Consider the following 13,479-nt stretch of genomic DNA (forward strand, 5'->3'; position numbering starts at 1 on the left):
CGGGCGCAGCTGGTCGTACCGCCGGGTGAACCGTCGTCCTCCCGACGCCGAAGGCACCTCGTGGTTCACCGGCCCGGCCCGGCTGGTGTGGTGCAGCAGCGCGACCTTCGTCCACGGCCGGCCGGCGCTCGCGGCCCGCATCGCGCCGGCCTGGCGCATGGCAATGGCGCCCGCCGGCCCGGAGGCACGCCGTGGCATGCGCACCGGGCCGGTCGAGCGCCGGGGGGCACGGTCACAGCATGTGCTGTGGGGGAGGACCGTGCGGGCTGCCGCGCGCTAGAGAACCAGCGACAGCAGCAGGATGAAGGCCAGTGAGACCACGGAGATGATGGTCTCCATCACCGACCAGGTCTTCACCGTCTGGCCGACGTCCATGCCGAAGTACTCCTTCACCAGCCAGAACCCGGCGTCATTGACATGGCTGAAGAAGAGCGAGCCCGCGCCGACGGCGAGGACCAGCAGAGCGGCGTGGGACGTCGACATGTCGGCGGCCAGCGGGGCGACCAGACCGGCCGCCGAGATGGTGGCCACGGTCGCCGAGCCGGTCGCGAGCCGGATCGCGACGGCGATCAGCCAGCCCAGCAGCAGGGCCGGGATCGACCAGTCCTTGGAGAAGTCCAGGATCATCTGGCCCACGCCGGCATCGATCAGGGTCTGCTTGAAGCCGCCGCCCGCGCCCACGATCAGCAGCACACCGGCGATCGGGGCGAGGGACTTCTCGACGGTGGTGGAGAGCCGGCCCTTGGAGAAACCGGCCGCCCGGCCCAGCGTGAACATGCCGACCAACACGGCCGCGAGGAGCGCGATCAGCGGCGAGCCGATGACATCGGTGACCTTCTGAAGGCCCTGCTCCGGGTCGTCCACGACGATGTCGACCAGGGCCTTGACCAGCATCAGCACGACCGGCAGCAGAATGGTCGCCAGGGTGGCGCCGAAGCTGGGACGGCGGTCGAGCTCCTCCGAGGGGCGCTGCGGAATCATCTTCTCCGGAGCCTGGATGTCCACCCAGCGCGCCGCGTAGCGGGAGAAGAGCGGCCCCGCGATGATCACGGTCGGGATCGCGACCAGCACGCCCAGCGCCAGCGTGACACCGAGGTTGGCACCGAGGGCGTCGATCGCCACCAGCGGGCCGGGGTGCGGCGGGATCAGACCGTGCATCACGGAGAGACCGGCCAGCGCCGGGATACCGATCCGCATCAGGGAGAAGTTGCCGCGCTTCGCGACGAGCAGCACCACCGGGATCAGCAGCACGATGCCGACCTCGAAGAAGAGCGGCAGGCCGATGATCGAGGCGATCAGGACCATCGCCCACGGCATGGAGCGCCTGCTCGCCCTGGCGAGGATGGTGTCGACGATCTGGTCCGCTCCGCCGGAGTCGGCCAGCAGCTTGCCGAGGATCGCGCCGAGCGCGATGAGCACACCGACACCCGCGACGGTCGAGCCGAGCCCGGCGGTGAAGCTGGCGATCGTCTTGGCCGGAGCGGCGCCGGCGAACGAGCCGAGCGCAAGCGAGCCGATGGTCAGCGCGAGGAACGCGTGCATCTTGAACTTGGTGATGAGCAGAACGATGACGGCGATGCCCGCCAGAACTGCGATGCCCAACTGCGCGTTGCCTGCCGAAGTGATCGGTTCGACGGCGTCCGCTGCCAATATCTCGACGCTGAGACTGGTCACGGTGGTGATCCTTAGTTTTCGAGCCGGCGCAGCGCGGCGACGGCTCGCTGGGTGATTTCTTCGGGGGTGCCGGACACGTCGACCGAGACCCCGGCCTCGTCCTCCCGCAGCGGCTGCAGGGTGGCGAACTGCGAGTCGAGCAGTGCGGTGGGCATGAAGTGCCCCTTGCGCTCCGCCATGCGCCGCTCGATCAGGGCCCGGTCGCCGGTCAGATGGAGGAAGAGCGCGCCGGGTGCCTCGGCACGCAGCCGGTCGCGGTAGGTCCGCTTGAGCGCCGAGCTGCTCACCACTCCGCCGAGCCCCGCCCGGCCGTGGGCCCACCGGCCGATCGCGTCGAGCCAGGGCCACCGGTCGGAGTCGTCCAGCGGGGTACCGGCCGACATCTTGGCGATGTTCGCCGCGGGATGGAAGTCGTCGCCCTCTGCGTACGGAACGCCGAGTTCGGCGGCGAGCAGCGGGCCGATCGTGGTCTTGCCGGTCCCTGCTACGCCCATCACCACGACGACGTGGGGGGTGCTCATTGGTGGTGCCTCGCAGTCCTCTTCGATGTCTTCCTCGACATCGGTCCGTCGCGCTACTGAAACCTATACGTACGACTTATTCAAGATTTTGTGACGTAAACGTCGTACTTTTTGTTGGTGAAGGGCGCCCCGTAGGCTGTGCTCATGACCACACAGGGCCCTGGGCTGCATACACATGTGCTGGACACCCTGGGTCTGGAGATCGCCGCCGGGGAGCATCCGCCGGGGCAGGTCCTGCGCACCGATGAGCTGGCCCAGCGCTTCGACGTCTCGCGCACCGTCGTACGCGAAGTGGTCCGCGTCCTGGAATCCATGCACCTGGTCGAGTCCCGGCGCCGGGTCGGCGTCACCGTGCGGCCGACCGAGGCGTGGAACGTGTACGACCCCCAGGTCATCCGGTGGCGGCTGGCCGGCGCCGACCGCCCGCGCCAGCTGCGCTCCCTGACCGTGCTGCGGTCGGCTATCGAACCCGTCGCGGCCGGCCTCGCCGCCCGCAATGCCACCCCGGAGCAGTGCGCGGCTCTCACCGAGTGCGCGCTCGGTATGGTCGCCACCTCGCGCGGCCAGCAACTGGAGGGTTATCTGGAGCACGACATCGCGTTCCACCGGATCGTGCTCAACGCCTCCGGCAACGAGATGTTCGCGCGCCTGGGCGACGTCGTCGCCGAGGTCCTGGCGGGCCGTACCCACCACCAGGTGATGTTCGAGGACCCGGACCCGGCCGCGGTCACCCTGCACGTCCGGCTCGCAGAGGCGGTCCGCGAGGGCGACGCCGCGGCGGCGGAGCGGCTCACGAAGGAGATCGCGGTGGGCGCCCTGCACGAACTGGACGTGCTCGCGCCCTGAACCGTGGTGGTGCGGACACGCGGCGGCCCCCGCGGAACGCCTCCGCGGGGGCCGCCGGTCCCGGCCGGTCAGCCGCTGTGCCCGTGGTGGCCGCCGTGCCCTGCGCCGTGGTCGAACTTCAGCGCCTCGGGCGGCATCACGACGAACGGCCGCATCATGCCCATGTCCTCGTGCTCCAGCAGATGGCAGTGGTACATGAACCGCCCGTACGCCCCGTCGAACTTCCCGAGCACCTTCACCAACTGCCCCGCGGGCACCCGGAAGACGTCCTTCCAGCCCTGCTCGTTCGGTGCCGTCGCGATCGTGGTGCCGTGGTCGAAGGCCACGGGCGAGCGGGTTCCGCCCAGCGCCCGATCGAAGCCGTCGACCCGGTACGCCTCCCGGCCCATCACCTGGAAGTCCGCCAGATGGATGTGCATCGGATGCGTCGGACCGCCGAGGTTGAGGAACGACCACTGCTCGTAGGCGCCTTCGCCCACCGTGAAGCCGAGGCCGTCGTTGAAGGTCCGCGAGATCCTGCGGTACGTGCGCACCGTGCCGTCCTCGCCCTCGACCTGGATGACACCGTCCGAGGGCAGCTGTATCCCGGCCAGGTCCTCGACCTCCGCCATCTCCCAGATCTCCGGGTGACCGCCGCCGCCGACCGTGCCGGGCACCGTCAGCACCACGAGCCGGTGGCCGTGCTCCAGTTCGCCGTGCTCGTACCGCCGGAAGGAACCGGACAGCACCTCGGGCAGCTCGAAACCGTCCCGCTGCCCCGTCTCCCGTACCCGGAACTCCATCACCTGCGGGAACGGCACGTTCGCCGGCAGGTCCGGCACCCCCGGTGCCAGCCTGCCGCGGTTGACCAGCCGGACCCGGCGCCCGGCCAGCGCCGAGAAGTCGATCAGCAGGTCCATCCGCTCGGCCGGGGCGATCGTCAGCTGCGGCAGCACCTCGTCGAAGTCGACCGGCACCGGGCGCGGCAACAGCCCGCCGTCGCTGCCGATCTGCCGGATCACGCCCGGCACCGGGTTGTTCTCCTCGTCGACCAGCACCAGATCGTAGATCCGGGCGTTGGAGGCGTTGACGAGCCGGAAGCGGTACCAGGCGTCGTCCACGTCCAGATGCGGCCAGATGCGGCCGTTGACGGTGGTGTACGGGCCGAAGAACGGCAGCGACACCGGCTTCCCGGTCTCCGGATCGGCCTCGGTGATCACTGTCGTCTTGTGCAGCAGCCGCCCGTTGAGCCGGCCGTCCGCGTCGGTGTCCAGATTGCGGTCGGCGAGGATCAGCGGCAACTCCCGGTCGCCGGACGGCAGACCGAGCGCGTCCTCCTCGTCGTCCCTGATCAGATAGGTGCCGACGAGCCCGGCGTACACATTCCACCGGGTGATGTTCATGGCGTGGTCGTGGTACCACCACTGCGCCGCCTGGTGGTCGTTCGGGTACTCCGACAGCTGGGCGTCACCGTAGCCGACCGCGTTGTCCGCCCAGCCGTCGTTGCCGCCACCGGTCTGCGCGCCGTGCAGATGCGTCACCGTCCAGGCGGGCAGCGCGGCGACGTCCGCGTCCGGCTCGACGCCCTCGCGTCCGGGGCGGTTGTGCGGTGCCGGCTCGTCCTGCTTGACCGGGCCGACCTCCACCGCCGTGACCGGGTACTCGCTGTCCTTGGGGATGCGGTTGGTCCAGGCGATCCTGATCCGCTCCCCGCGCCGCACCTCGATGGTCGGCCCCGGCACCGTGCCGTTGTAACCCCACATCAGCGTGGGCGGCAGCTGCGCGTGCAGCCGCACCCAGGTGGGCGACAGGGCGATCTCGGTCTCACGGAGCACGTCCCCGGTCTGCGGGCGGAGCACCGGCGGTACGGGCAACGCGTCGGTGTACGGGACGAGTCCGCCGACCGGCGCCCCGAGCGCGGCCGTTTCGGGCCCCGGCTCGTCGGTGCGGCGGACGTCGGTCCGGTCCGTGGTGCTGGTGGTCTCGGTCAAGGTACTTCCCCCATGATCCGTGTTTCCCCTGCTGATGGACCACGCGACCCCTGCCCCCGCAGGTACTGATTCGGCGGCCCCTGTGTATCGAAGGACGGCCTGATAACCACCGGAGTTCAGCAGGGTGCATCATCTGACCGAAAGCGGTACATCCCACCGGGGGGACGGCGGTCCTTTCCCGCCAACGCGGCGCGCCGCCGTGACACCCTCACGGGGCGTACCGTTGTTCGCGTTCGATCTTCGCAAAGAGACGGAAACAGGGAGACCACGGTATGTCGCAGCAGGTGCAAGGGGTCATCGCACCGGGGAAGAACGAGCCGGTACGGATCGAGACGATCGTGATCCCGGACCCGGGCCCCGGCGAGGCCGTGGTGAAGATCCAGGCGTGCGGCGTCTGTCACACCGACCTCCACTACAAGCAGGGCGGCATCAACGACGAGTTCCCCTTCCTGCTCGGCCACGAGGCCGCGGGTGTGGTGGAGTCCGTCGGCGAGGGCGTCACGGACGTCGCGCCCGGTGACTTCGTCGTCCTCAACTGGCGTGCCGTGTGCGGGCAGTGCCGCGCGTGCCTGCGCGGTCGCCCCTGGTACTGCTTCGACACCCACAACGCGAAGCAGAAGATGACACTGCTCGACGGCACGGAGCTGTCGCCGGCCCTCGGCATCGGCGCCTTCGCCGAGAAGACCCTGGTCGCCGCCGGTCAGTGCACCAAGGTCGACCCGGAGGTCTCCCCGGCCGTCGCCGGTCTGCTCGGCTGCGGCGTGATGGCGGGCATCGGCGCCGCCATCAACACCGGACAGGTCGGCCGCGGCGACTCGGTCGCCGTGATCGGCTGCGGAGGCGTCGGTGACGCGGCGATCGCCGGGGCCCGGCTGGCCGGCGCGGCGAAGATCATCGCCGTGGACATCGACGACCGCAAGCTGGAGACGGCGAAGACGATGGGCGCCACGCACACGGTCAACTCCCGCTCCACCGACCCGATCGAGGCGATCCGCTCCCTCACCGACGGCAACGGAGCGGACGTCGTCATCGAGGCGGTCGGCCGCCCCGAGACGTACCAGCAGGCCTTCTACGCCCGCGACCTCGCCGGCACCGTCGTCCTGGTCGGCGTCCCCACCCCGGAGATGCAGCTGGAGCTGCCGCTCATCGACGTCTTCGGGCGCGGCGGCTCGCTCAAGTCCTCCTGGTACGGCGACTGCCTGCCCTCGCGCGACTTCCCGATGCTCATCGACCTGCACCAGCAGGGACGGATCGACCTCGGCGCATTCGTCACCGAGACCATCGGACTCGGCGACGTGGAGCAGGCCTTCGCCCGGATGCACGACGGCGACGTGCTGCGCTCGGTGGTGGTCTTCTGATGACCGCCCGCATCGACCACCTCGTCACCTCCGGCACCTTCGCCCTCGACGGCGGGGAGTGGGACGTCGACAACAACGTCTGGATCGTCGGCGACGACACCGAGGCGATCGTCATCGACGCCGCCCATGACGCCGCCGCCATCGAGGACGCGCTGAACGGCCGTACGCTGCGCGCCATCGTCTGCACGCACGCGCACAACGACCACATCGACGCCGCCCCCGCCCTGGCCGACGCGACCGGCGCGCCGATCCTGCTGCACCGCGACGACCTGCCGCTGTGGAAGCAGACCCACCCCGACCGCCTCCCGGACGGTGAACTGGCCGACGGCCAGGAGCTGGAGATCGCCGGAACGGTGCTCGAGGTCCTGCACACCCCCGGCCACGCCCCGGGTGCCGTCTGCCTCCATGCCCCGGAGCTGGCCACCGTCTTCACCGGGGACACGCTCTTCCAGGGCGGGCCCGGCGCGACCGGACGGTCCTTCTCCCACTTCCCGACCATCGTCGCGTCGATCAGGGACCGGCTGCTCGCACTCCCGCCCGGGACCACCGTCCGCACCGGCCACGGCGACTCCACCACCATCGGCGCGGAGGCCCCGCACCTGGACGAATGGATCGCCCGCGGTCACTGAGAACCGCGCAGGCTCACCGGTCCGGCCACGCGGAGAGCCGCAGCCCGCTCTCGAAGCGGCGCGGTTCGCCCGTGACCGGATCGGTGAACTCCAGAACCCTGGCGAGGAGTTGGAGCGGGCGGGCGAAGTCGTCCGGCGCTCCTTCCGCCTCGAGAACCGGATAGACCGGATCGTGGACGAGCGGCAGCCCCAGGGCGTTCATGTGGACCCGCAGCTGATGGGTCCGCCCGGTGGCGGGCAGCAGCCGGTAGCGGCCGAGCCCCTCCCGGTGCTCCAGCAACTCGATCCGACTCTCGCTGTTCGGCTCGCCCGGCTCCTCACGGGCGGCGATCACCCCGCGCTCCTTCACGATCCGGCTGCGCACGGTACGCGGGAACACCAGCGCGGGATCGTACGGCGCCACCGCCTCGTACTCCTTGCGCACCAGCCGGTCCCGGAACATCGTCTGGTACGCGCCCCGCTCCTCGGGCCGTACGACGAACAGGACGAGGCCCGCCGTCAGCCGGTCCAGCCGGTGCGCCGGCTGCAACTCCGGCAGCTCCAGCCCGCGGCGCAGCCGGGCCACCGCGGTCTCGGTGATGTGCCGTCCGCGCGGCGTCGTCGCCAGGAAGTGCGGCTTGTCGGCGACGACGAGATGCTCGTCCCGGTGGACCACACCGACCGGGAACGGCACCGGCTCCTCCGGTGCGAAGTCCCGGTGGAACCAGATGTACCGGCCCGCTTCGTACGGCTCGTCGGAGGACACCGGACCCCGCACGGAGACGAACCGGCCCTCGGCGAACATGGCGTCCACCCGCCGTGCCCCGATCGCCCCCGCGAAGCGCGCCAGCAGATGATCACGCACCGTCGGCCACGCCCCGTCCGGATCCTCGGGGAGCCGCAGCCGGACCGGATCGATCCCGTCCTGCTGCGGCAGCGGCGCCGACGGGGGCTTCGCACGCCCCCTCACCGGGGAACGCCGACCACTGCGGCGGTACTCATGGTGCCGGCTCCTCGCTCTGTCGCCCGGGGGGCCGCCATTATCGCCGGTCGCCGGCCGGGCGCCGTCAGGAGCCCGGCAGCGTCACCTTCTCCGGACCGCAGCCGATGCGCTCGGCCTCGGCGGCCACATAGCCGGGCAGCAGCTCACGGGCGAGGCCGGCGGCCGAGTGCTCCGTGTGGTCCAGCTGCTCCACCATGAAGACCACCGGACCGGTCTGACACTTCGCCCGGTAGACGGCCCTGGTCCCGTCGATGGAGCCGTAGCCCTTGGAACCCTTGACGGACAGACCGGTCCTGAGCGTGCCCGAGGAGAAGATCTCGGACAGCGCCGCATCCGTCACCGTCGTCAGCCGCACGGCGGGGTTGTAGGAGCCACCGGCCTCGCAGACCCGGGCGGGCCCGCCGTCGCCGCCGACGCGCGTGCGGGCCAGATCCTTGCGGTGCGCCTCGGGAAGGGCGAAACCCTTCGTGCCGCAGAAGGCACCGGCGTCCGTCTTGTGCCGCTCCACCGGAGCGGGCGGTGTCGCCGGTGTCCGGTACGTGCCGGAGCAGCCGAAGTCACGGATGACGCCGTTGGCGGCCTCCACGACCGCACGGGTCAGCGCCGCACGGTCCTCCTGCTCGTAGTCCGATTCGAGGTCGAGTCCGGTCGGCCCCATGGCGATGTCCACCACGGTGGGGCCGGTGAACTCGTCCCGTCCGGTGCAGCTCTGCGGCAGTGCCAGCCAGGCGCGCGACGAGGAGGTCAGCCCCGGCAGCCCGTCGCCCAGCGGCACCATGCCGGCGGTGAGGAACTCCGCGGGCCACGCGTGCCCGTCCGTGCCCCTCAGGCCGTCCAGCCGGTGCACCCGCAGGGTCACCTGGCGGCGGGCCCTGTCGTCCTTGTAGCTGGTGATGCGGCACTGCCCGTACGAGTCGCCCTGGCCGACCGGGTCGCCCTGGAGCGCCTGTTCCTCCACCTCGGTCCTGCGGTCACCGAAGAGATCCGTCAAGGTCGAGTCGCCGAGCGAGTCCCAGCACGGGGCGGGCCCCACCAGCGGCAGCGTGTCCGTGCGCCAGGCCACCGCACCGGCGCCGAGCAGCGCACCGACCAGCCCGGCGGCGGTGGCGGCACGGACGGTACGGCTGCGCAGCAGGCGGCGCAGCACCGGCACGCGCGCCGGGGCGGGCACGGGTTCCGGCTGCGCGGACGGGCCGGGCGCGGGCTCGGGCTCGGGCCGCGCGGGCGGGTCCTGCTCGGGCCAGGGCTCCCGTGTCCCCGTCCCGGGGTCCGCCGTGTTCTCGCCGTCCACTGCCGCTGCCCCGTTCTCCATGGAGTCCTCGTCGCTCATGCGCCCTCACCGCTCCCGCACCCGATGCGCTTGCCCACGGACTCGGTGAAGCGCGTGAACACCGTGCGGTCGTCGGGCCGGCCCGAACCCTTCAGCCCGGAACCGAGGTTCGCGTAGAACACCGTCCGCCGCCCGTCGCACTCGGTGCGCACGAGCCCGTTGCCGGCGCCCTCGGGAAGGCCCTCGAACAGCGCGACCAGGCGCGGTTCGGCCGTCATCACGTACTGCGCCGCCGGCTCGTCGGGCAGCCCCCGCGCCCGCCACACCACCGAACACGTCTGGAGCCGCCGGTCGACCACCCCCACCTGTACCCGGTAGCCGGAGCGCTTGCCGAAGTCGAGCGCCACACCGGGGATCCGGCACAGCGGGCTCCGGGCGGAGTCGGCGTCCTCGGGTACCGTCACGAAGGGCGAGGCCGTGCGCAGCGGCTCGTCCGGCGCGCAACCGGCCTTCCGCATACCGGTGTTCGCCACGTCCAGCAGCATCCGGGTCACCTCGGACCGGGTGCCGATCGTGAACGGCACGGCCACCTTGCCCAGATGGCCGTCACCGGTGCTCCCGCTCCGGATCGTCACCGCGGTCGGTCTGCCGTCCGCATCGCAGCCCTCCGGCAGGACCAGCATGGCCCGGTCCCCGGCGACCAGCCCGTCGAGTCCGTCGGGCAGTCGCGCACCCGAGCCGTCGAAGTACCGGGCGATCCAGGCGCGTCGGTCCTCGGCCCCGGCGGGGACCGGGCCGTACTCGACGGCGACCTGCTCCTTGAACGTGAGCGGCTCGTCCGAGTCGTCATCCGGGACCGTCGAGGTCACCGTGACCGTGCAACTGGCGCGGTGACGGCCGGCCGAGGGCGGCGCGGACTCGGTCGCACTCCGCTCGGAGCCGGACTTGGCGAGCCCGTCCTCACCCAGGAAGGCCGCGCCGCTGTCCTGCTCCCACGCCCCCCAGCAGTAGCTGTCCCGGAACGGCCAACTGTCCGTCGCCCACAGCCCGATGCCGGAGACGAGCACCGCCCCGGCCACCGCCCCGGCCACTGTCGCTCCGCGCCTTCTGCCCATCACGTGCCCCCGTCGAAGAACCAAGATCGCGCAAAGCCCCGATGGTACGTCGCCGTCCCCGCACCGTGGACCGGGCCCCCGCGCGGGTCAGTTCAACGGCGTGAACACGAAGGAGAACTCCGCGGCCCGTGCGTCGAGCCGGTACTCCGGCAGCACACCCGGCCCGCACGACCGGGAGCCGATGCCCTGCACCGCGTGATCCAGATTGACCCAGACGGTCCCGCCGGCCCGCAGCCCCGTCCGGTGCTCCGCCGCGTCCAGCTGCTCGCTCGTCCACCGCCGCGCGGTGAACCAGAACGGCGCACCCCCTTCGGCCCGCACCCCCGCACCGCTGCCGTCCGCCAGCTCCGCCCACCGGACACCGGCCCGCGCACCGTTCTCCTGGGGTCGCACGTACGGCGTCTGCATCTCGTCCACGGACATCCCCCACCGGCCGAGCACCGAGGCGGCCCGGGTGTCCGGGTACGCCTCACCGGGCCCGCCGCCGAACCACCGCGCCGCGCCGTAGGCGGCGGGCAGCCCGAACCGGATCCCCAGCCTGGGCAGCGGCACCCGCCACTCGCCCTCCGGCACCACGGACACGGCCAGCCCCAGCCGCTCCCCGTCGGCCGTCCACCGGTACGAGGTACGCAGCCCCGGGCCGACCCCGGCCGGCGCCACCCTGGTCCGTACGAGCAGCCCGTCCGCACCGGCCTCGACCGCGTCGGTCCGGTGCTGCATCCGGTGCAGGCCCAGCTCCCGCCACCGCGCCCCGTACTGCTCGTCCGGCAGCCACGCCGCACCGTTGTCGTTGTCGGTGGGCGCCCGCCACACATCCAGCCGCAGCCCCTCCACCGGCACCGCCCCCAGCCGCACCGGCGTCCCGGTCGCCGCGTCGAAGACGCCGGGCCCGAGGGTGATCAGCCCCGCGTCCCGTTCGGGCCGCGCACCCACCGCGGCGGCGGGGACCACGGGGGCGCCCGCCTCCGTCTGCCCCCACGCCACCACATGCCCGCGCCCGGCCCAGGCGGTGTCCCGCGCCAGCACCGCCCGCACGCTCCATACCCCGGCACCGGCCATCGGCAGCGGCACCTCGGCCGAGGCACCGGGTGCCAGCTCCGGCACATCGAGCGCGCCGGAGCCGACGGGCGCCCCGTCCACCTCGTGCGACCACTCGAAGTCCAGGTGGGCCGAGTTCGCGAAGTCGTACCCGTTGGTGATCCGGACCGAGCCCGCCTCGGCCACGGGCTCGATCCGCACCGGCTCGACAACCTTCTTGTACTCGGTCAGCCCGGGGGAGGGGGTGCGGTCGGGGAAGAGCAGCCCGTCGCAGACGAAGTTGGCGTCGTGCAGCTCCTCGCCGAAGTCCCCGCCGTACGCGAAGCCGTGCTCGGGGTGGGCGAGGCCGTGATCGATCCACTCCCAGACGAAGCCGCCCTGGCAGCGCCGGTAGCGCTCGAACAGCCGCTGGTACTCGGAGAGTCCACCGGGACCGTTCCCCATCGCATGCGCGTACTCGCACATCAGGAACGGCATCGCGCGCCGCCGGGCGTCCGCCTCCGCGTCGGCCAGCGGCTCCTCCGCCCGTCGGCCGATCAGCTCGACCTCGGCATGCGTCGGGTACATCCGTGAGTACAGGTCGGCGTCCCGGCAGGAGGGGTCGCCCTCGTAGTGCACCAGCCGCTCCGGATCCCGGCCCCGGATCCACCGGGCCATCGCGCTCAGCCCGCGCCCGGTGCCGCACTCGTTGCCGAGCGACCAGATGATCACCGATGCGTGGTTCTTGTCGCGCTCGACCATCCGCGCCGCCCGGTCGAGGAGTGCCGGGGTCCACCGCTCGTCGTCCACCGGGTTGCCGTGCCACTGCAGGCCGCTGAAGCCGTGCGTCTCCAGATCGCACTCGTCGATCACCCAGAGTCCCAGTTCGTCGCAGAGATCGAGGAAGGCGGGATGCGGCGGGTAGTGGCTGGTCCGCACGGCGTTGATGTTGTGCTGCTTCATCAGCACCAGATCGCGCCGCATGGTCGCCGCGTCCACGGTCCGCCCGGTCTCCGGATGGAATTCGTGCCGGTTCACCCCGCGGAAGAGCACCCGCCGCCCGTTGACCCTGATGAGCCCGTCCTCGACCACGACGCTGCGGAATCCCACCCGCAGCCCGATCCGTTCCCCGGGTGTCACCAGCTCCCCGTCGTACAGCCGGGGCGTCTCGGCCGTCCACGGCTCGACGGCGACGGTCACCGCCTCGCCCGCCGCGACATCGATCCCCAGCTCGGGCACGAGGACCCGTCCCCCGGCCCCCTCGCACTCCACCCGCAGCGTCCCGGACCCGTCGCGATGGTCGTACCCGGCGTGCACAAAGAAGTCCCTCGGCGCACCCCGCGGCCGCTCCAGCAGGGTCACGTCCCGGAAGATCCCGGGCAGCCACCACTGGTCCTGGTCCTCCAGATAGCTCCCCGACGACCACTGGTGCACCCGAACGGCCAGCACATTGCCCTCGGCCCGCAGCAGCCCGCCGACGGAGAACTCGTGCGGCAGCCGTGACCCCTTGAAGTCGCCCAGCTCCCGACCGTTGAGCCAGACCCGGGCACAGGACTCCACCCCGTCGAAACGCAGCACCACTTCCCCGTCCCCGGGCCATCCGGCGGGCAGATCGAAGGTCCGCAGATGGTCCCCGGTCGGATTGGCGTCCGGCACCCTCGGCGGATCGACGGGGAAGGGGTACACCACATTCGTGTAGGCGGGAGCGCCGCCTGCCCCCTGGAGCACCCAGTGTCCGGGAACCCCGATCGTCGCCCACCCCGAGGCGTCGAACCCGGGGCGCGCGAACGACTCGTCCCGGGTGGCGGCGCCCGGTGAGAGCCGGAAGCGCCACTCCCCGTTCAGCGAGATGCGCCCGGCGTCCGAGTCCGCGTACCAGGCGCGCGGCTCCAGCCCGCCGGATCCGGGCTCCATGTCCTCGTACCAGGGCAGGGCGGGGGCGTGTGTGCGGATCACAGGGACTCCTCGCTCGGGGCGCAACGCAAAGTGCCGATCAGGATATTCCTGATCGGCACTCGCTCTGTGTCCGAGGGGGGACTTGAACCCCCACGCCCGATAAAGGGCACTAGCACCTCAAGCTAGCGCGTCTGCCATTCC

10 protein-coding genes are annotated in these 13,479 nt (G+C 71.7%); 3 read left to right on the plus strand and 7 right to left on the minus strand.

Features of this window, described 5'->3' with window-relative positions; translation table 11 throughout:
* Positions 1 to 276: 276 nt before the first annotated feature.
* Together IE107_RS11165 and IE107_RS11170 are read right to left on the minus strand one after the other, a co-directional pair.
* Positions 277 to 1,674, minus strand: coding sequence for a GntP family permease (locus IE107_RS11165; RefSeq protein ID WP_189543569.1), 1,398 nt, complete (start codon positions 1,672 to 1,674; stop codon positions 277 to 279).
* Between the two features lie 11 nt (positions 1,675 to 1,685).
* Complete coding sequence (locus IE107_RS11170) at positions 1,686 to 2,195, minus strand: gluconokinase (RefSeq protein WP_189543570.1); 510 nt, start codon at positions 2,193 to 2,195, stop codon at positions 1,686 to 1,688.
* Between the two features lie 144 nt (positions 2,196 to 2,339).
* On the opposite strand from IE107_RS11170, the gene IE107_RS11175 reads away from it, so the two are divergent.
* Entirely contained in the window at positions 2,340 to 3,041 is a 702-nt protein-coding gene (locus IE107_RS11175) for a FadR/GntR family transcriptional regulator (RefSeq protein ID WP_189543571.1), read from the plus strand.
* A 68-nt stretch (positions 3,042 to 3,109) separates the two neighbouring features.
* Here the strand turns inward: IE107_RS11175 and phsA are convergent, their stop codons facing one another.
* On the minus strand, positions 3,110 to 5,011 hold the full coding sequence (gene phsA, locus IE107_RS11180) for an O-aminophenol oxidase PhsA (protein ID WP_189543572.1): 1,902 nt from the start codon (positions 5,009 to 5,011) through the stop codon (positions 3,110 to 3,112).
* Positions 5,012 to 5,283: 272 nt separating this feature from the next.
* Between phsA and IE107_RS11185 the strand changes: the two genes are divergently transcribed.
* Positions 5,284 to 6,369 (plus strand): S-(hydroxymethyl)mycothiol dehydrogenase, encoded by a 1,086-nt coding sequence (locus IE107_RS11185; protein WP_189543573.1) that lies wholly within the window; start codon positions 5,284 to 5,286, stop codon positions 6,367 to 6,369.
* Positions 6,369 to 6,998 carry an MBL fold metallo-hydrolase gene (locus tag IE107_RS11190; RefSeq protein ID WP_189543574.1) on the plus strand — a complete coding sequence of 210 codons (630 nt, stop codon included), beginning with the start codon at positions 6,369 to 6,371 and terminating at the stop codon, positions 6,996 to 6,998. Before IE107_RS11185 ends, IE107_RS11190 begins: the two co-directional genes overlap by 1 nt.
* A 13-nt stretch (positions 6,999 to 7,011) precedes the next feature.
* On the opposite strand, the gene IE107_RS11195 is transcribed toward IE107_RS11190, so the two are convergent.
* The 4 genes from IE107_RS11195 to IE107_RS11210 all read right to left on the minus strand — a co-directional run bounded on the left by IE107_RS11195 (position 7,012) and on the right by IE107_RS11210 (position 13,296).
* On the minus strand, positions 7,012 to 7,947 hold the full coding sequence (locus tag IE107_RS11195) for an RluA family pseudouridine synthase (RefSeq protein ID WP_189543575.1): 936 nt from the start codon (positions 7,945 to 7,947) through the stop codon (positions 7,012 to 7,014).
* Between the two features lie 97 nt (positions 7,948 to 8,044).
* Positions 8,045 to 9,310 (minus strand): hypothetical protein, encoded by a 1,266-nt coding sequence (locus IE107_RS11200; protein WP_229866844.1) that lies wholly within the window; start codon positions 9,308 to 9,310, stop codon positions 8,045 to 8,047.
* Entirely contained in the window at positions 9,307 to 10,365 is a 1,059-nt protein-coding gene (locus IE107_RS11205; RefSeq protein ID WP_189543576.1) for a hypothetical protein, read from the minus strand. Before IE107_RS11205 ends, IE107_RS11200 begins: the two co-directional genes overlap by 4 nt.
* 87 nt (positions 10,366 to 10,452) lie before the next feature.
* On the minus strand, positions 10,453 to 13,296 hold the full coding sequence (locus tag IE107_RS11210; RefSeq protein WP_189543778.1) for a glycoside hydrolase family 2 TIM barrel-domain containing protein: 2,844 nt from the start codon (positions 13,294 to 13,296) through the stop codon (positions 10,453 to 10,455).
* Between the last annotated feature and the right edge of the window lie 183 nt (positions 13,297 to 13,479).

The sequence above is a fragment of the Streptomyces gelaticus genome (assembly GCF_014649535.1).
Classification (GTDB): Bacteria; Actinomycetota; Actinomycetes; order Streptomycetales; family Streptomycetaceae; genus Streptomyces; species Streptomyces gelaticus.